Origin of the sequence: Mycobacterium sp. Root265, assembly GCF_001428895.1 — a bacterium.
In the GTDB taxonomy this organism is placed as follows: Bacteria; Actinomycetota; Actinomycetes; order Mycobacteriales; family Mycobacteriaceae; genus Mycobacterium.
This window is the reverse complement of sequence record NZ_LMJA01000028.1, coordinates 109673-128149: the sequence shown is the minus strand read 5'-3', so window position 1 is coordinate 128149 and position 18477 is coordinate 109673. Positions and strand designations below refer to the sequence as shown.

The following is an 18477-nucleotide window of genomic DNA, read 5'->3' as shown; positions in this document are numbered from 1 at the left end:
TGTGAGCGAGGTGGTTGAACAGGTGACGGTTCGTCGTGCCAATACGTCCGATGTGCCGGCCATCAAGGCGCTCGTGGACATCTATGCGGGCAAGATTCTGCTGGAAAAGAACCTGGTCACGCTGTACGAGGCGGTCCAGGAGTTCTGGGTGGCCGAGCTGGCCGGCGAGATCGTCGGCTGCGGGGCGCTGCACGTGCTGTGGGCCGATCTCGGCGAGGTGCGCACCGTGGCGGTCAATCCCAAGGTGCGCGGACACGGTGTCGGTTACCGCGTGGTGGCCCAGCTGCTGAAGGTCGCGCGGGATCTGCACCTGCGCCGGATCTTCGTGCTGACCTTCGAGACCGACTTCTTCGGCAGGCATGGCTTCACCGAGATCGAGGGCACCCCGGTCACCGCGGAGGTCTACGAGGAGATGTGCCGGTCCTATGACACCGGTGTGGCCGAGTTCCTGGACCTCTCCTACGTGAAGCCCAACATTCTCGGCAACTCCCGGATGCTGCTCACCCTCCCGGCGCACCAGACCTAAAAGTCGTCGTCCTCCGCGTCGGCGCCGTTGGCGTCCGCGCCGCCGCGGATGAGCGCCAGGGTGCCCGCCAGTTCGTCGGGCTTGACCAGCACCTCGCGCGCCTTGGAGCCCTCCGACGGCCCGACGATCTGGCGGGTCTCCATCAGGTCCATCAGCCGGCCCGCCTTGGCGAAGCCGACCCGCAGCTTGCGCTGCAGCATCGAGGTGGACCCGAACTGGCTCGAGACCACCAGCTCGACGGCCTGCAGGAAGACATCCATATCGTCGCCGATGTCGGGATCCACGTCGGTACGTTCGCCGGTCGGCTTGGCCTTGGTGACACCCTCGACGAACTCGGGTTCGGCCTGCGCCTTGGTGGCCTCGACGACGGCCTGGATCTCCTCGTCGGTGATGAACGCGCCCTGCATGCGCTGTGGCTTGTTCGCACCCATCGGCAGGAACAGCCCGTCGCCCATACCGATGAGCTTCTCGGCACCGGGCTGGTCCAGGATGACGCGCGAATCGGTCAGCGACGAGGTGGCGAACGCCAGCCGCGAGGGCACATTCGTCTTGATCAGACCGGTGACGACATCGACCGAGGGCCGCTGGGTGGCCAGCACCAGGTGGATACCGGCGGCACGGGCCTTCTGGGTGATCCGCACGATGGACTCCTCGACTTCGCGCGGAGCCGTCATCATCAGATCGGCGAGCTCATCGACGATCGCCAGGATGTAGGGGTAGGGCTTGTAGACCCGCTCGCTGCCCAGCGGTGTGGTGATCTCCCCTGAACGCACCTTCTCGTTGAACACGTCGATATGACGCACCCGCGAGGCCTGCATGTCCTGGTAGCGCTGTTCCATCTCCTCGACCAGCCAGGCCAGCGCCGCGGCGGCCTTCTTTGGCTGGGTGATGATCGGTGTGATCAGGTGCGGAATGCCTTCATACGGCGTCAGTTCCACCATCTTCGGGTCGATGAGGATCATCCGGACCTCTTCGGGGGTGGCCCGCGCCAGCAGAGACACCAGCATCGAGTTCACGAAGCTGGACTTACCCGAGCCGGTGGAACCGGCCACCAGCAGGTGCGGCATCTTCGCCAGGTTGGCCTTGACGTACTCGCCCTCGATGTCCTTGCCGAGCCCGATCACCAGCGGGTGGTGATCGGCCCGTGTCGTCGGCGCGGTCAGCACGTCGGCCAGGCGCACCATCTCGCGGTCGGTGTTGGGCACCTCGATGCCGACCGCCGATTTACCGGGGATGGGCGCCAGCATGCGGACGCTCTCGGTGGCCACCGCGTAGGCGATATTGCGGTGCAGGGCAGTGATCTTCTCGACCTTGACGCCGGGGCCGAGTTCGACCTCGTAGCGGGTGACGGTCGGCCCGCGGAGGCAACCGGTGACGGCGGCGTCGACCTTGAACTGCTGCAGCACCGAGGTGATGGCGTCCTTCATGGTCTCGTTGGCGGCGGTGAGCGTCTTCGGCGGATCACCGGCGACCAACAGCCCCAGCGACGGCAGCACGTAGGGGCCCTCGACCACCCGGTCCATGACCAGGGTCTCCTCGGCCTTCTTCGGCTTCTTCGGCGGGTCGGCCTTGGGCTTACGCGGTTTGGCCGCAACGGGTTCCGGGATGGTCGGAGTATCCGCCACCTCGGGCAGCGGGTAGTTGTCCAGCGGCGAACCGGCGGGCAGTTCGGGGGTCGGCCACTGCTGGGCGTCACCGTAGTCATCGTCGTAGTAGCCGTCGGAGAAGTCCTCGGTGGCGGCCTCGTCGTCGTATTCGGCGTTCTCGTCGTCGTAATCGTCGTATCCGCGAGTGCTGAACATCGAGCGCAACGCCTCGGGCAGTTCGCGGATGGTCGTTCCGGTCAACAACAGCAGACCGAACAGCACGCCGATGACGAGCAGCGGGGTGGCGATCCACACCGTCAGCCCGTCCGAGAGCGGCCCGCCCAGGACGAAGCCGATGAAGCCGGCGGCATCGCGCCGCGCCGCCGGATCGAGCGGGGCGCCGGACCAGATATGCCACAGACCGAGCACCGGCAGAGCGATCATCGCCGAGCCCAGGATGAGCCTCGGCCGGGCGTCGAGATCGGGTTCGGTGCGCATCAGCGTCACGGCGATGACGCCCAGGATGATCGGCACCAGCACCACCGCACCACCGATGACGGTGCGCACGACGGTGTCGATCCAGCCGCCGACCGGTCGCGCCGCGTCGAACCATGAACTCGCGGCGACGACGACGGCGATGCCGAGCAGCGCCAGCGCTATCCCGTCGCGACGGTGGCCGGGTTCCAGGTCGCGGGCGCGGCCGACGGAGCGGGCGGTGGAACCGGCGCCCTTGGCCACCATCAGCCAGCCGGCGCGGGTGCCTCGGCCCACTGCGGAGCCCGCGGAGGCGAAGCGCGAGGTTTGACGTCGGGGCGCCGGCTTGCGGCGAGGAGCCGCCGGGCGGGCCGGCTTCGATCCGGTCCGCGAGCTGGAACTGGCCTTTGACCTGCTCGAACGGGCTCCGGACCGGGCGGCGGTCTTATTAGCCATGGGTGTCAGCCTAGTCGCTTGCGCCCCAATTTCACCATCTGCCACACGGGTCACAGAAGTGCATCAATATGCCCGATTACGGCCTAACCTGCCCGAATGACCACCGTCAGCAGGATCCGATGCGGGATCTACGCCGCAATCGCCGTGATCGCGCTGGTCGCGACCTGGAGTCAGAACATCGCCTACCTGGACTCCCCCGCCACCTTCCTCGGCGACTTCCTGACTGATCTGAAGGTCAACGCCGGGACCCGCTCCATCACCGTGGACATACTGCTGTTGTTTCTCGCCGTGAGCATCCTGATGGTGATCGAGGCACGCAAGCACGGCATCCCGTTTGTCTGGGCGTATATCGCCGGAGGCCTACTGATAGCCATCAGTGTCACCTTCCCGCTGTTCCTCATCGCCCGCGAACTCCGGACCGGTGGCACCTACCCGGATCAACTGACCGCGATCGACAAGGTGCTGCTGGTCGCCGTCGCCGTGGGCGTGCTGGGTGCGACCGTCTGGGTGAACGTGCTGTAACACGCGACAACGAAATCCGCAGCCTGCTTTCATGCCCACGAACTGGTGCGAAAGAAACGTAATCAGGGTCACGGTCGCTGGCGCCGACGGATTCCGCAACCGTCGGTACCGTGGAGCCGGTGACCCCTCCGAACGCGCCTCAGCAAGACGTTAAATCTTTGTTACACACAGTCTTTCGCTATGACGTCCCGGCCTCGCTGGTGGTGTTTCTGGTGGCCCTGCCCCTGTCCATCGGTATCGCGGTCGCCTCGGGGGCGCCGGTGGTGGCGGGCCTGATCGCCGCGATCGTCGGCGGCATCGTCTGCGCCGTCGTCGGCGGATCCCCGTTGCAGGTCAGCGGGCCGGCAGCCGGCCTCACTGTGGTCGTCGCCGAGCTGGTGGTCACCTTCGGATGGAAGGCCACCTGCGCGATCACCGCGGCCGCGGGCGTGCTGCAGATCCTGTTCGGGCTGAGTCGCGTCGCTCGCGCCGCGCTGGCCATCGCCCCGATCGTCGTGCACGCGATGCTGGCGGGCATCGGTATCACCATCGCCCTGCAGCAGGTACACGTGCTGCTCGGCGGCGGCCCGGCCAGCAATGCCTGGCAGAACCTCACCGGACTGCCCGCTCAGCTGGGCTCACTGCACGTGGCGCCGATGATCATCGGTGTCACCGTCATCGCCATCATGCTGGGCTGGAAGTACCTGCCCAAGCCGGTGCAGGCCGTGCCCGGCGCGCTGGCCGCCGTGGTCACCGCGACCGCGATGTCCTACCTCTGGTTCTCCTCGGTCGAACGTATCCAGCTGGACGCCTCGGTGATCGACGCCATCGGCCTGCCCACGATGCCGACGGGCAGCTGGACCTCCATCTCCGTGGCCGTGCTGACCGTCGCGCTGATCGCCAGCGTCGAGAGCCTGCTGTCGGCGACCGCGGTGGACAAGATGCACACCGGTGCGCGCACCGATTTCAATCGCGAACTCCTCGGCCAGGGCACCGCCAACGTCTCGTCCGGCCTGCTGGGCGGACTCCCGGTCACCGGTGTGATCGTGCGCAGCACCGCCAACGTCGGGGCCGGGGCAAAGACACGGGCATCGGCGGCCCTGCACGGCGTCTGGCTACTGATCTTCTCGGTGTTCTTCGTCAACGTGGTGGAGATGATCCCGTCGGCCGCGCTGGCCGGCCTGCTCATCGTCATCGGTATCCAGCTGGTCAAACTCGCGCACGTCAACCTGGCGCGGCGCACCGGCGAACTGCTGATCTACCTCGTCACGCTGCTGTCGGTGGTGTTCCTCAACCTGCTCGAGGGGGTGGCGATCGGTCTGGCCCTCGCCATCGGTTTCGCCGCCTGGCGCATCATCCGGGTCAGCATCGACGCCGAGGAACTGCGCGCACCCAACGGCAGGCAGGCACGCTGGCAGGTCACGATCAGCGGCTCCTGCAGTTTCCTCGCACTGCCGCGGCTATCGGCCGCGCTGGCCAGCGTGCCCGATGGCGCCGATGTCCTGATCGATCTGAATGTCGACTACCTCGACCACGCCGCCATGGAGACCCTCGAAGACTGGATCCGCCAGCATCGGGCCGGCGGCGCGACCATCGATATCACCGAGACCGGCACGGCCCGAATGATCTTCGCGTCCAGCGCACCACCGCGCCGCGATACCGAGGGCCGCCGAGCGGTCTCGGCGTTGCGGCTGATCTGGCCACCGCAGCTGGCAGGCGGGATAGAACGCTTCAAGAACGGAATCGCGCCCCTGGTGCGGGGGCAGATGGCCGAGATGGCGGCCGATCACCAACCACACTCGATGCTGCTGAGCTGTTCCGATGCGCGCATCCTGCCCAACCTGATTCTCGACGGCGGCCCGGGCGACGTGCTCAACGTCCGCAATGTCGGCAACCTGGTACCCACCGGCCACGGCAGCCTGTCGGTCGAGTCGGCGCTGGAATACGCCCTCGGCCCGCTGGCGGTGACATCGATCGTGGTCTGCGGCCACTCGGGGTGCGAGGCGATGCACGACCTGCTCAGCGGTGACTGCGACGGCGCCGTCCGGGAGTGGCTGCACGAAGGCGAGGCCAGCCTGACGGCGCTGCGCGAGGGCCACCCCGTTGCCGCGGCCGCCCGCGACGCCGGACTGGAGGAGGCAGACGCCCTCAGTGCGGTGAACGTGGCGATCCAGCTGGAACGATTGCAGCGGCATCCACTGGCGGGACCCCGCATCGCCGATGGAACGGTGACGGTCGTGGGCCTGTTCCTCGACCTGCCCACCGCGCGGCTCTTCCATGTGAGCGCCGATGCGTTCGTCGAATTCACCTCCGCCGAGGACCTCGAGCCGGCCGAACCCCGGTAACCCGTGAGGGCCCCGGCTGCAGACAGTACGGTGACTGTGTTCAGTCAGACTCATCGAGGAGCTCCTGTATGCCTGTTGTCGTCGTCGCCACCATGACCGCCAAGCCCGAGTCCGTGGACCTCGTCCGCGCGGCCTGTACCGATGCCATCGCCGAGGTGCACGGCGAGCCGGGCTGCGAGCTGTACTCGCTGCACGAGGCCGACGGCACCTTCGTGTTCGTCGAACAGTGGGCCGACGCCGACGCACTCAAGACGCACAGCACCGCGCCCGCCATCGGCAAGCTGTTCGGCGCGGTGGGTGAACACCTCGACGGCGCGCCCGACATCAAGATGCTGACGCCGGTTGTCGCCGGGGATCCCGCCAAGGGTCAGCTGCGCGGCTAGTCGCGGACATGGGATCCCTATCCGGCAAGGTCGCGTTCATCACCGGGGCGGCGCGCGGCCAGGGTCGCGCGCACGCCGTGACGCTGGCATCCGAGGGCGCCGACATCATCGCCGTGGATCTGTGCGACCAGATCGCCTCGGTGCCCTACCCGTTGGCGAGCCCCGATGACCTCGCGGCCACGGTCAAACTCGTCGAGGAAACGGGGGCGCGTATCTATGCCACTGAAGCCGATGTCCGCGAACGTGATTCGCTCAAGAGCGCGCTACGTGCCGGAACCGAGCTACTCGGGGACCGTCTGGACATCGTCATCGCCAACGCCGGGATCGCCCCGATGGCCGGTGAGGACGCCTGGCAGGACGTGATCGATGTGAACCTCACCGGCGTCTACAACACCGTGGATGTGGCGATGAAACCGATGGTGAAGTTCGGCAACGGTGGTTCGATCGTGCTGACCAGTTCGGTGGCCGGACTGGTCGGGCTGGGCTCCCCCATCGCGGGCTCGGTCGGCTACGCCGCCGCCAAACACGGCATCGTCGGCCTGATGCGGGTGTATGCGAATGTGCTGGCACAGTTCAACATCCGGGTGAATTCGATCCACCCTGCCGGTGTGGACACCCCGATGATCGACAACGACTTCACCCGCAGCTGGCTCGAAGGCATGGCCCAGCAGTCCCAGCGCGGGCCGGACATGTCCAACGCCCTGCCGGTGCAGACGCTGAAGGTCGAGGACATCGCCAACGCGGTGCTCTGGCTGGTCACCGATGCCTCCCGTTACGTCACCGGGGTCGCGCTGCCGCTGGACGCCGGGTACGTGAACAAACGCTAGTGGCATCGAACCCGGCTGCGCAGACGGCCTTCGGGCCGATGGTGCTGGCTGCCGTCGAACACAACGAGGCACCCGGCCGGCGGTTGGTCGACGACGATCTGGCCGAATCGTTCCTGCCCGCCCGGCTGCGTACCCTGGTGCGGCTGACCCGGTCCGGCCCGCTGCGCGCGGCGATGATCGCGGCCTCCGAACGCGCCGGTCCGGGTCTGTGGGCCGGCATCGCCTGCCGCAAGCGGTTCATCGACGACAAGGTGTCCGACCCGGCCAGTGAGATCGACACCGTCGTCATCCTCGGGTCGGGGCTGGACACCCGGCCGTACCGGATCGCCCGGTACAGCGATCTGCCCGTCTACGAGGTCGATCAGCCCGTCAACATCGAACGCAAGACCGCCGCGGTGCAACGCGCCCTGGGCGGCATACCCGCATCGGTGCATCTGGCGGGCGTGGATTTCGAGCGTGACGATGTGATGACCGTGCTGGCCGACAACGGGTTTCGCGATACCGGGCGGTCGCTGTTCATCTGGGAAGGCGTCACCCAGTACCTCACCCCGGAAGCGGTACACGGCACGTTCGAGCAGCTGCGGTCCGTCGTGCCGGGCAGCCGCCTGGTCTTCACCTACGTGCGGCAGGATTTCATCGACGGCACGAATCTCCATGGCGCCGAAGCGGTCTACCGGAAGTTCCGGAAGCGCCGGCAGGTCTGGAAGACCGGGATGGAACCCGAACGTGTCGAGGAGATCCTGCGCGGCTACGGCTGGCGGGTGGTCGAACAGGTCGGCCCCAGTTACTACCGGGATCTCTACATCCGGCCCACGGGGCGCACGATCAGCGCCTCGCCCATCGAATGGACCGCTGTGGCGGTGCGTTCGGACTAGATCTCGATGACGGTCGGCACGATCATCGGCTGGCGCCGGTAGGTTTCGCCCACCCACTTGCCGACGGTGCGCCGCACCGCCTGTGCGATCCGCGCCGGATCGGTGACCTGATCTGCGGCAAGGCGTTCCAGCTCTGCCTCCACCTTGACGGCCACCGGTTCCAGTGCCTTGGGGTCCTCGGAGAACCCGCGTGAGTGCAGGTGGGCGGGACCGGCCGACTTGCCGGTGCCCCTGCGGACGATCACCGTGATGGCCACGAAGCCCGAGGACAGCGTGAGCCGTTCGCCGAGAGTGGACTCACCGACATCACCGGTGACGAGTCCGTCGACGAACATCTTGCCCACCGGCACGGCGCCGGCGATCGAGGCCACCCCGTTCACCAGGTCGACGCTGACACCGTTCTCGGCGAGCACCACGTTCTCCGGCGGGACACCCGTGCGCACCGCGAGTGCGGCGTTCGCGCGCAGATGGCGCCAGGTGCCGTGCACCGGCATCACGTTGCGGGGACGGACCCCGTTGTAGAGGAAGAGCAGTTCACCGGCATAGGCATGTCCCGAAACATGCACGCGCGCTTGGGCATTGGTAACGACCCGGGCACCGACCTTGGACAGCGCGTCGATGACACCGAACACCGCTTCCTCGTTGCCGGGGATCAGCGACGAGGACAGGATGATCAGATCGCCTGCGGTCAAGGTGATACTGCGATGCTCGCCGCGGGACATCCGCGACAATGCCGCCATCGGCTCACCCTGGGTGCCGGTGGTGATCAGCACCAGCTGGTCCGCCGGCATCATCTCCGCGGCGGCGATATCCAGGATGTCCTCGTCGGCGACCTTCAGGAAGCCGAGTTCGCGGGCGATGCCCATGTTGCGCACCATGGACCGGCCGACGAAGGAGACCCGCCGTCCGAGTGCCACGGCGGCGTCGACGATCTGCTGCACGCGATCCACATTGGACGCGAAGCACGCCACGATGACGCGGCCGTCGGCACCGCGGATCAGCCGGTGCAGGGTCGGTCCGACCTCGCTCTCGGACGGGCTGACACCGGGATGCTCGGCGTTGGTCGAGTCGCAGAGGAACAGGTCCACCCCGGCGTCGCCGAGTCGCGACATCCCGGGCAGATCGGTGGGCCGGCCATCGGGCGGCGACTGGTCGAGTTTGATGTCACCGGTGTGCAGGACGGTGCCTGCGCCGGTGTGCACCGCGATCGCGAGGGCGTCCGGGATGGAGTGGTTCACCGCGAAGTACTGGCATTCGAACACCCCGTGGGTGCTGCGCTCGCCTTCGGCAACGGTGACGAACTTGGGCTTGATGCGGTGTTCGCGGCACTTCTCGGCGACCAGCGCGAGCGTGAAGCGGGACCCGACGACCGGGATGTCGGCGCGCAGCTTCAACAGGTGCGGAATGGCGCCGATATGGTCCTCGTGGGCGTGGGTGAGCACCAGCGCCTCGATATCGTCCAGGCGGTTCTCGACATGACGCAGATCCGGCAGGATCAGGTCGACGCCCGGCTCATCGTGGCCGGGGAACAGCACCCCGCAGTCGATGATGAGCAGCCGGCCCAGATGCTCGAAAACCGTCATGTTGCGGCCGATTTCGCTGATCCCGCCCAGTGCGGTCACCCGCAGACCGCCGGGGGCCAGCGGCCCCGGAGCTGCCAGGTCGGTGCTCACAGCACGCCGGCCGACCGCATGTCGGCGGCCAGTTCTTCGATCTCGGACGGGGTGGCCGGGATCTGCGGTAACCGCGGATCGCCGGCGTCGATGCCCAGCAAGCGAAGCCCTTCCTTGGACATGGTGACGCCTCCGAGCCGGCACTGCGCGTAGTACAGCGGGCCGAGGGTGGTATTGATCTTGCGGGCGGTGGCGACATCACCGGAATTGAACGCCGACCACATTTCCCGCAGTTGCCCGGCGGCCACATGGCCCCAGACGCTGATGAAACCGGCCGCGCCCATCGCCAGCCAGGGCAGGTTGAGCGCATCGTCACCGGAGTAGTAGGTGATGCCGGTCTCGGCCATCAACTGGCCGGCGCCGTGCAGGTCGCCCTTCGCGTCCTTGACCGCCACGATGTTCGGATGCTCCGACAGGGTCCGCAGGGTGTCCCAGTCGATCGGGATGATCGAGCGCGGCGGGATGTCGTAGAGCACCACGGGGAGCTCGGTGGCGTCGGCGACCGCGGTGAAGTGGGCCTCCAGGCCGCGTTGCGACGGACGCGAGTAGTACGGGGTGACGACCAGCAGACCGTGCGCGCCGGCGGCGGCGCTGGCCTTGGCCAGGTGCACGCTGTGCGCGGTGTCGTAGCTGCCGGCCCCGGCGATGATGCGGGCGCGGTCACCCACCGCTTCCAGAACGGCCTCGAGCAGCGCGATCTTCTCGTCATCGTTGGTGGTGGGCGATTCCCCGGTGGTCCCGGAGATCACCAGTCCGTCGCAGCCCGAGTTGACCAGATGCTTCGCTACCTTCTTGGCAGCAGCCAGATCAACCGAGCCGTCCGGGCCGAACGGCGTCACCATGGCAGTCAGCACGCTGCCCAAGCGCGCGCTCACGTCGATTCCACCGGTGCTCACGGGCGTCAGATTACCCGGTAGTACCAGTGGTTTATGCATCGCCGCCGCACTGCGCGGCCCCTGCCGCGGGGTTAGGGTGCCGCATGAGCCTCCCCCGCCGCCTGCTCGATGTCATCGACCTCGACATTCTGCCGCTGACCGAGACCGGCGTGGCCGCGGGCAACAAGGTGTTCGGGGCCGCGATCCTGCGCAAATCCGACCTGTCGCTGGTGCTCGCCGGCACCAATGACGAGACCACCAATCCGTTGTGGCACGGCGAGGTGCACACCCTCACACAGTTCTACGAACTCCCCGGGCGCCCGCCGACCTCGGATCTGCTGTTCCTCTCCACCCATGAGCCCTGCACCATGTGCATGTCCGCGATCACCTGGGCGGGATTCGACAACTTCTACTACTTTTTCAGCCACGAGGATTCCCGGGACAGCTTCGCCATCCCGCACGATCTGCGCATCCTGCGCGAGGTGTTCGGACTGGAGCCCGGCGGCTACCGCCGCAGCAACGCCTTCTGGACGGCGTACTCCATCCCTGAACTGGTCGACGCCGAGGACGATCCGGACTTGCGTGCCCAGCAGCAGCGGATCACCGAGCGCTACGCCGCATTGTCGCAGCGGTATCAGGACACCAAGGGTGACAGCGACATTCCGTTGAGTTGAGCCACCCGCACAGCGCGACTGTGGGCCCCGCGCACGCACAATGGGGGAATTCCGTACACGGGCCCCACACTCGGCGAGCTGGAGTCTGATTACGCCGTGCGCAGGTACTCCGAGCCGCCCACGTAGACGATGCCCGGGTGGTACTGAGAGTTGGCAGCCCCGGCGATGGCGGCCGCGAACTCGTCCGTCGACGGCAGCGGTGTGCTGCGGCGCGGTTCGAGCGCCGGGCCATGGAGCCGGGTCAGCACGTTCGTGCCGTCGATCATGTCACCGGAGACAACCGTGAAATGGATTCCCCGTCGGGCGAATTCGTAGCGCATGCCGTACATCGCGGTTTCGCCCGCACGCATGCTCGCCGCGATCGGGGCGTACCCCATCGGCACCGCCTTGTGCGGGTAGAAGTGCGCCTGGTGGCTGGTGACGAACACGACGCGGGCACCGGCCGGCATCAGCGGCAACGCCAGCGCGACCAGGCGCCGCTGTGCATCGCGGTTGAGCCGCATGGCGTAACCGGGCTCGGCGTCACGCTCCAGGCCACCGGACGCGTTGAGCACCAAAGTGTCCAGCCGGCCGAAGCGCTGCCGGATGCCGGCGATCATCGCCTCGGCGGCCGACTGATCGGAGATGTCGGCAGCCACCGCGGAGGCGTGTCCCCCGGCCTCCCGGATGGCGTCGGCCACCGCATGTGCCCGGCCCGCCTTCTCCCGGTAGTTGACGATCACATGGGTGCCCGGATGGGCGAGCTGGTGTGCGACCTCCGCGCCGATTCCGCGCGATGCGCTGGTCACCAGGGCGATCTGTGGTTCGTGCATGTTGGGTCCTTTCACCAGGCCGTCACGTCACGTACTCGGCTCACGGTACACCCAATTTAAGAAAAATAAGAGATCTTTAAGGTCACGGTGAGGCAGCGGTCGCGTCGCTGCGGTGTATCCGGTTTCCACCTGCGCGTTTCGAGCGGTACATCGCCAGATCGGCCGCCCGGATGAGCTGGTCTAGGAATTCCGGTGGATCCGCCGTGGCGCCGGGGCCGATCACCGTGCCGCAGGTGCCCAGGCTGGCGGTGATGTGCACGGGCAGCGCGGCAATCCCGAGCCGGATCCGTTCGACGGTCTCGGCGTGGCGCTCAGCACTCGCCGTGTCGGCGATGATGAACTCCTCGCCGCCCAGGCGCCCCACGACCGCCTCCGCACCGCAGTTCTGGATCAGCACCGCACCGATGCCGACCAGCGCTTCATCACCGGCCGCGTGTCCCCTGGTGTCGTTGAGCCGCTTGAAGTCATCGATGTCGATCATCGTCACGTTCAGCTCGGTGTGTTCGCCGCGGCGCGCCAGGAGCATCTCGTGCACGGAGTTGTAGAAGGACCGGCGGTTGGGCAGCCCGGTCAGCGGGTCGAAGTCCGATGACCGCAACTCCGTGTGCAACGAATGCACGAGCGCATGGATGCCGAACGGCACCCCGAGATTGAGCCCCAGCACCAGCAGCAGCGACGCCACCACGACCGCGGGGTCACCGGTGTCGGCGAACAACCGGGCGGCCGCGACCACCGCGCAGACCACCGCCACGGCGAAGTTGGCGAACACGTGCACCAGCGCATGGAAGTAGGCGAGCAGGCCGCCGATGGCCGCGAACATCGCGCAGCCCATCAGGGCGCCGTAGGAGGTCGACAGCGTCAAGGTGCCCGCGGCGATCGACAGGCAGCACACCGCGTGATAGATCAGCGACTGTCTGCGGGTGGGCCAGCCGACCAACCAGATGGAGCTCACCGCCAGGCCACATACCGATGCCACGATCGCCGCGGCACGTGTCGGCGCCGTGTCGGGCCCATAGGGACTGGTCAGCATCACCACCGGCACCGCGGCGAACAACAGGGTGAACACGAAGGTGGCCAGCCGCCACGGCAGGTCCAGACCGCGGTCCTGCAGGTAGACGCTGAACCAATGGAATTGGTCGGCCTGTTGCCACCATCGGCCGCCCCGCCCCGCCATCTGGAACAGTCTGCCCGTTATTTACGTATCCGTCACCCCGTACCCGGCGCCCCGCGGTGGACGAAGTCGGCCACCACGCCGGCGAGTTCGCGGCCCTTGTCCTCCTGCAGGAAGTGGCCGCCGCCGCCGATCGTGACATGGGCCTGCCCGGCGGCGCCGGGGATGAGTTTTCGCAGCGGCGCATCAGCGCCGCGGGTGATCGGGTCCGCGTCGGAGAACGCGCACAGGAACGGCCGGTCGAACCGCCGCAGCCCCTCCCAGGCAGCCCGGTTGGGACCGGCGGCCGGGTCGTCGGGGCTGGTCGGCACCAGCGTCGGGAACTGACGCGCGCCGGCCTTGAAGGTGTCGTCCGGGAACGGCGCGTCGTAGGCCGCGATCACCTCGGCCGACAGCTCGGATACGCAGCCGCCGTTGACGATGGCGCCGACCGGGAACTCCGGCGTCTCCTGGCTGAAGCGCTGCCAGGCCAGGAACGCCTCGCCGGGATGCTGGTCGCCCGTCGGCAGGGTGGTGTTGGCGGCCACCACCCCGGCGAAGCGCTCCGGGTGCTCGCCGACCAGGCGCAACCCTATGAGCCCGCCCCAGTCCTGGCAGACCAGGGTGATGTCGGTGAGCCCGATCGCCTCGACGGCCGCCCAGGTCCAGTCGACATGCGACTGATAGGTGTAGTCCTCCCGTGCCGCGGGTTTGTCGCTGCGCCCGAATCCGATGAGATCGATCGCCACCGCGCGCAGTCCGGCATCGACGAGCACCGGGATCATCCAGCGGTACAGATAGCTCCAGGACGGCTCGCCGTGCAGCAACAGCACCACCGGCGCATCGGCGGGACCCTCGTCGAGGTGATGCACCCGCAGCCCGTCCACCTCCACGTAGTGCGGCGCGAACGGAAAGTCCGGCAGATCGGCGAAGCGGTCGTCGGGGGTGCGCAGAACGTCCATGGCTCAGCTAACCAAGGCCGCCCGCAGTTCGGTCACCAAATCGCCGCGATCACCGACCACCACGTCCTGCAGGCCCAGCCACCCGGCCATCGATCGCAGTTCGGCGGCCATCCCCGCGGCCACCCGGGACCGATCCCGGCCGTCCTCGGTGAACGCGCCCACCACGTTGAGCACCCCGTCGGCGCGCTTGAGGTCGACGCGACCCACGAGATCGCCATCGAGCAGGAAAGGCCACACGTAGTAACCGAATTGGCGTTTGTGGGCCGGCGTGTAGATCTCTATCCGATAGTGGAACCCGTCGAACAGGCGCTCCATCCGGGGCCGGAAGAAGACCAGTGGATCGAACGGGCACAGCAGCGCCGTGCCCCGGTCGCGGCGGGGCACCTTCTGCCCGGCACGCAGGTAGGCCAGGGCATTCCAGCCCGCCACCTCGACCGGCTCCAACTTGCCCTCGGCCACCAGTGCGGCGACCGCGGGCTTGCTCTGTTTGGGGTTGAGCCGGAAATAGTCACGCAGATCCGGTTCGGTGCCCACCCCCAGCGCGCCGGCGGCCCGCAGGATCAGCTCGCGCACCGCCTCCTCGTCCGAGACCGTGCGGGCCAGCACCTCCGGGGGCAGGACGCGTTCGGTGAGGTCGTAGTGCCGGGCGAACCCGACGCGCGTCGCGGTGGTGAGCACGCCTGCGGACCACAGCGCTTCGGCCACCCACTTGGTGTCGCTGCGGTCCCACCACGGACCTTTGCGGCCCCGGGGTTCGGCCTCCAGATGCGCCTCGATCTGCCCCGCGGTGGACGGGCCCAGCTCGGCGATCGCGTTGACGATGTTCTCGGCCAGCCGGGCGTTGCGCTTGACGATCTCGGTGCCCCAGCGGCCGTGTTCGTACTCGGCCATCCGCCACCGCAGCAGCGGCCAGTCGTCGACGGCCATCAGTGCGGCCTCATGCGCCCAGTACTCGACCAGCAGGCGGGGCGCCCGTGCGGTGTGTGTCCACGCCGCCCGGTCCAGCACCTCGCGGTCATAGGGGCCCAGCCGGCTGAACACCGGCGCGTAGTGGGCGCGCACCGCGACCGAGACCGAATCCAGTTGCAGCACCTGAATCCTGGAAATGAGGCGTTTCAGGTGTCCGCGGGTCAACACGCCCGGCTTGGGCTCGTGGAAGCCCTGGGCGGCGACGGCGACCCGCCGGGCCTGCGCGGAGGTCAGAGTAGGCACGCCGTCATCGTTCCCTACGGCACCGACAAACCGGTCGGCGCGGTCAGGTCCGCAGGTAGCTGCTGAACCGGTATCGCAGGCCCGAGTCGCTGGTCAGCCAGTCCCCCTCGGTGCCCACCCAGGTTTCGTCGAGCACGGGTGCGGTCGCGTCGTCGTCATCGCGCGGAAGGTCGATGTCGACCTCGGTGATCTCGCACCGGTCGGCCAGCGGCAGCGCCAGCGCATAGAGTTGCGCGCCGCCGATCACCCAGATGTCCCGCGACGCGGGCAGTTCGGTCACCACGTCCGCCCCGTCGGCGCGGTAATCGGGATCCCGCGAGACCACCACGTTGCGGCGGCCGGGCAGCGGGCGCACCTTGGGCGGCAGCGACTCCCAGGTCAGCCTGCCCATGACCACGGTCTGGCCCGTCGTCAGCTCCTTGAAGCGGGCCTGGTCCTCCGGCAGCCGCCACGGAATTCCGTTGTTCCGCCCGATCACCCCTGAGGTCGACTGCGCCCAGATCAATCTCATACCGCCACCGGGGCCTTGATGCCCGGGTGCGGGTCGTAGTTCACGATGGCGATGTCCTCATAGGTGTAGTCGAAGATCGAATCTCGCGGCGCCAGAACGAGTTCGGGGTAAGGCCGCGGATCGCGGGACAGCTGCAGCTGCACCTGGTCGACGTGGTTGTCGTAGATATGGCAGTCCCCGCCGGTCCAGACGAACTCGCCGACCTCCAGGCCGGCCTGGGCCGCCATCATGTGGGTCAGCAGCGCGTAGCTGGCGATGTTGAACGGCACGCCGAGGAACAGGTCCGCGCTGCGCTGGTACAGCTGGCAGGACAGCTTGCCGTCGGCGACGTAAAACTGGAAAAACGCGTGGCACGGGGGCAGCGCCATCTGCGGGATCTCGCCGACGTTCCAGGCCGAGACGATGTTGCGGCGGCTGTCGGGGTCGCGCTTCAGCAGTTCGAGCGAGGCGCTGATCTGATCGATGTGCTCGCCAGACGGTGTCGGCCAGGATCGCCACTGTACTCCGTACACCGGACCCAGATCGCCTGTGTCGGAGGCCCATTCGTCCCAAATCGTGACCCCGCGCTCCTGCAGCCAGCGCACGTTCGAATCGCCGCGCAGGAACCACAGCAGCTCGTAGACGATCGACTTGGTGTGCACCTTCTTGGTGGTGATCAGCGGAAAACCGGCCGTCAGGTCGTAGCGCAGCTGATGACCGAACAGGCTGCGGGTCCCCGTGCCGGTGCGATCGGATTTCGGAGTCCCCCGGTCCATCACCAGGCGCAGCAGATCCTCATAAGGGGTCGCAATCGGCACACGGTCAGCTTACGTGGGACCGCGCGTTCTCGATCGCAATGTCGCGCTGAGAGCGGCGCCAGGCATATATATCTACGGCGACGCTGTCAGGGTGACATTGCGTGACCGATGTTCAGCGCCGTCGGGTAGAACGGACCTATGCCGACCACCGCAGACACCATCACCACCGCCGACGGCGCATGCCGGGTCACCGTCGCGACGCCCGACGGGGACGGGCCCTGGCCCGCAGTGGTGATGTACCCCGACGCCGGCGGTGTCCGGGACACCTTCGACGAGATGGCCGCCCAGCTGGCCGGGTACGGCTACGTCGTGCTGGTTCCCGACGTCTACTACCGCGACGCCGGGTGGGCGCCGTTCGACATGGGTTCGGTGTTCGGCGATGACGAGGAACGCAAGCGGCTGTTCGGGATGATCGCCAAGGTCACCCCGGACATCATGGCCGCCGACGCGACCGAATTCTTCGACTATCTGCAGTCCCGTCCCGACGTCTCCGGCGACACGTTCGGCACCACCGGGTACTGCATGGGCGGACGGACCTCCCTGGTGGTCGCGGGGCGCGTCCCCGACCGGGTGGCGGCCGCGATGTCGTTTCACGGCGGCGGCCTGGCCGCCGACGATCCGGGCAGCCCGCACCTGCTCGCCGACAAGATCAAGGCCAGGGTCTACGTGGGCGGCGCCCGCGACGATACCTCGTTCACCGTCGAGCACTCGCTGATCCTGGAAGCGGCGCTCACCGAGGCCGGAGTCGATCACACCATCGAGTTCTATTCCGCCGCACATGGTTTCGCGGTGCCGGACAACCTGCCTTATGACGAGGCGGCGGCCCGGCAGCACTGGGAGGCGATGAGCCAGGTGTTCGGCAGCACGCTGAGCTGACTACGCGTCGTCGCGGTGCAGGAAGGTGCGAATCGCGCGCGCGATCCCGCGGCCCGCATAGATGCCGGTGGCTGCCGACAACAGAATCATCGCGATGAACATCACCAGCCAGTTCGTCCGGGCGTGACTGACGTTCCACCAGACGATGGTGAACAGCACCGCGCACAGGAACAGCACGATGTCGCGCCAGTTCCCGCGGTAGGACAGCGCCGCATCGCGCAGTTCGCGGCTGCGTTCACCGGCGGTGATCAGCTCGTCGATGCGCTGATCGATGCTCGCCTGCAACCGGGCGCGGCGTTCTGGCTGGTCCGCCGGGAGGCGTTCGAGCAGATCCATGTCCTTGGCGATCAACCCCCGCACGTCCGGCGGTTTCAGGTTGCCCGCGATGACACCCAGCATCGCGCCGCCGGCGATCGGCGCCGCCCCCAGCGCGAGTTCGGCGATTCCCGGCATGTGTTCCCCCTGTCGTCGTTACGTCAGCGTCGCGGCCAGTGTGCCACCTGGTTGGGTCCCTGAGACCCGCCTCACTGCATCAGCTGCGCGGCAACGGTGGCACCGAGATTCCAGCATGCCTCCAGGTCGGCCTTGGTGGGTTTGCCGGAGACCACTACATGCTCGACTGCCTGCACCCAGCCCAGCCCGGCGGTGATGCCGTCGACCGCCCGCTCGGCGCCTTCGGCGCCCTCGTTGCCGTGCAGGTACAGCCCGAACGGCCGGCCTCGGGTGCTGTCCAGCAACTGGTAGTAGGCCCCGTCGAAAGCGTGTTTGAGTGCGCCGGAGATGTAGCCGAGATTGACCGGAGAGCCCAGCAGGTAACCGTCGGCCTCGAGCATCTCCGCCGGCGACACCGTGAGCGCCGGGCGGCGGATGACCTCCACCCCCTCGATCTCAGGGTCGGTGGCGCCGGCGATGACGGCTTCGAACATCTCGTGGCAGTGCGGCGACGGCGTGTGATGCACCAC

At 67.6% G+C, this 18477-nt stretch carries 19 protein-coding genes; 8 read left to right on the top strand and 11 right to left on the bottom strand.

Translation table 11 applies throughout. The features are described 5' to 3' along the window. Position 1 precedes the first annotated feature (1 nt). Positions 2 to 526, top strand: coding sequence for an amino-acid N-acetyltransferase (locus tag ASE48_RS19200; protein ID WP_057168742.1), 525 nt, complete (start codon positions 2 to 4; stop codon positions 524 to 526). On the opposite strand, the gene ASE48_RS19195 is transcribed toward ASE48_RS19200, so the two are convergent. Beyond that, positions 523 to 3042 carry an FtsK/SpoIIIE family DNA translocase gene (locus tag ASE48_RS19195; protein ID WP_200962210.1) on the bottom strand — a complete coding sequence of 840 codons (2520 nt, stop codon included), beginning with the start codon at positions 3040 to 3042 and terminating at the stop codon, positions 523 to 525. The genes ASE48_RS19200 and ASE48_RS19195 overlap by 4 nt on opposite strands. 96 nt (positions 3043 to 3138) lie before the next feature. Here ASE48_RS19195 and ASE48_RS19190 point away from each other — a divergent pair, with 96 nt between their 5' ends. From ASE48_RS19190 to ASE48_RS19170, 5 genes are all read left to right on the top strand, one after another. Continuing rightward, positions 3139 to 3564: a DUF2834 domain-containing protein gene (locus ASE48_RS19190; protein WP_057168740.1), complete on the top strand. Its 426-nt coding sequence runs from the start codon at positions 3139 to 3141 to the stop codon at positions 3562 to 3564. 110 nt (positions 3565 to 3674) lie between these two features. Then, a complete protein-coding gene (locus ASE48_RS19185; RefSeq protein ID WP_327049654.1) occupies positions 3675 to 5888 on the top strand; it encodes a bifunctional SulP family inorganic anion transporter/carbonic anhydrase in 2214 nt (737 codons plus the stop codon). A 68-nt stretch (positions 5889 to 5956) separates the two neighbouring features. Beyond that, a complete protein-coding gene (locus tag ASE48_RS19180; protein ID WP_057168738.1) occupies positions 5957 to 6271 on the top strand; it encodes a putative quinol monooxygenase in 315 nt (104 codons plus the stop codon). Positions 6272 to 6279: 8 nt separating this feature from the next. Next, entirely contained in the window at positions 6280 to 7098 is an 819-nt protein-coding gene (locus ASE48_RS19175) for a mycofactocin-coupled SDR family oxidoreductase (RefSeq protein ID WP_057168737.1), read from the top strand. Beyond that, positions 7098 to 7973 (top strand): SAM-dependent methyltransferase, encoded by an 876-nt coding sequence (locus tag ASE48_RS19170; protein ID WP_082614291.1) that lies wholly within the window; start codon positions 7098 to 7100, stop codon positions 7971 to 7973. The genes ASE48_RS19175 and ASE48_RS19170 overlap by 1 nt, the downstream gene beginning before the upstream one ends. On the opposite strand, the gene ASE48_RS19165 is transcribed toward ASE48_RS19170, so the two are convergent. Then, entirely contained in the window at positions 7970 to 9646 is a 1677-nt protein-coding gene (locus tag ASE48_RS19165; RefSeq protein ID WP_057168735.1) for a ribonuclease J, read from the bottom strand. The two genes, ASE48_RS19170 and ASE48_RS19165, sit on opposite strands and share 4 nt — an antisense overlap. Further along, a complete protein-coding gene (dapA, locus tag ASE48_RS19160; RefSeq protein ID WP_057168734.1) occupies positions 9643 to 10542 on the bottom strand; it encodes a 4-hydroxy-tetrahydrodipicolinate synthase in 900 nt (299 codons plus the stop codon). The genes ASE48_RS19165 and dapA overlap by 4 nt, the downstream gene beginning before the upstream one ends. An 83-nt stretch (positions 10543 to 10625) precedes the next feature. Here dapA and ASE48_RS19155 point away from each other — a divergent pair, with 83 nt between their 5' ends. Next, entirely contained in the window at positions 10626 to 11195 is a 570-nt protein-coding gene (locus ASE48_RS19155; protein WP_057168733.1) for a nucleoside deaminase, read from the top strand. A gap of 89 nt (positions 11196 to 11284) precedes the next feature. On the opposite strand, the gene ASE48_RS19150 is transcribed toward ASE48_RS19155, so the two are convergent. The 6 genes from ASE48_RS19150 to ASE48_RS19125 form a co-directional block, all read right to left on the bottom strand. Continuing rightward, entirely contained in the window at positions 11285 to 12007 is a 723-nt protein-coding gene (locus tag ASE48_RS19150) for an SDR family oxidoreductase (protein WP_057168995.1), read from the bottom strand. A gap of 82 nt (positions 12008 to 12089) precedes the next feature. Next, on the bottom strand, positions 12090 to 13181 hold the full coding sequence (locus tag ASE48_RS19145) for a GGDEF domain-containing protein (RefSeq protein WP_057168732.1): 1092 nt from the start codon (positions 13179 to 13181) through the stop codon (positions 12090 to 12092). A 32-nt stretch (positions 13182 to 13213) separates the two neighbouring features. Beyond that, positions 13214 to 14119 carry a haloalkane dehalogenase gene (locus ASE48_RS19140; protein ID WP_057168731.1) on the bottom strand — a complete coding sequence of 302 codons (906 nt, stop codon included), beginning with the start codon at positions 14117 to 14119 and terminating at the stop codon, positions 13214 to 13216. Between the two features lie 3 nt (positions 14120 to 14122). Further along, the gene (locus tag ASE48_RS19135; RefSeq protein WP_057168730.1) at positions 14123 to 15331 is read right to left on the bottom strand and encodes a winged helix-turn-helix domain-containing protein; all 1209 of its coding nucleotides are present in this window, start codon (positions 15329 to 15331) and stop codon (positions 14123 to 14125) included. 43 nt (positions 15332 to 15374) lie between these two features. Further along, positions 15375 to 15842 (bottom strand): dihydrofolate reductase, encoded by a 468-nt coding sequence (locus ASE48_RS19130; protein WP_057168729.1) that lies wholly within the window; start codon positions 15840 to 15842, stop codon positions 15375 to 15377. Continuing rightward, positions 15839 to 16639 carry a thymidylate synthase gene (locus tag ASE48_RS19125; RefSeq protein ID WP_057168728.1) on the bottom strand — a complete coding sequence of 267 codons (801 nt, stop codon included), beginning with the start codon at positions 16637 to 16639 and terminating at the stop codon, positions 15839 to 15841. Before ASE48_RS19125 ends, ASE48_RS19130 begins: the two co-directional genes overlap by 4 nt. Before the next feature lie 138 nt (positions 16640 to 16777). On the opposite strand from ASE48_RS19125, the gene ASE48_RS19120 reads away from it, so the two are divergent. Beyond that, complete coding sequence (locus tag ASE48_RS19120; protein ID WP_057168727.1) at positions 16778 to 17515, top strand: dienelactone hydrolase family protein; 738 nt, start codon at positions 16778 to 16780, stop codon at positions 17513 to 17515. On the opposite strand, the gene ASE48_RS19115 is transcribed toward ASE48_RS19120, so the two are convergent. Beyond that, entirely contained in the window at positions 17516 to 17968 is a 453-nt protein-coding gene (locus ASE48_RS19115; RefSeq protein WP_057168726.1) for a hypothetical protein, read from the bottom strand. It abuts the gene before it with no gap. A 71-nt stretch (positions 17969 to 18039) separates the two neighbouring features. Then, complete coding sequence (locus ASE48_RS19110; protein ID WP_057168994.1) at positions 18040 to 18441, bottom strand: flavodoxin family protein; 402 nt, start codon at positions 18439 to 18441, stop codon at positions 18040 to 18042. Positions 18442 to 18477 lie beyond the last annotated feature (36 nt).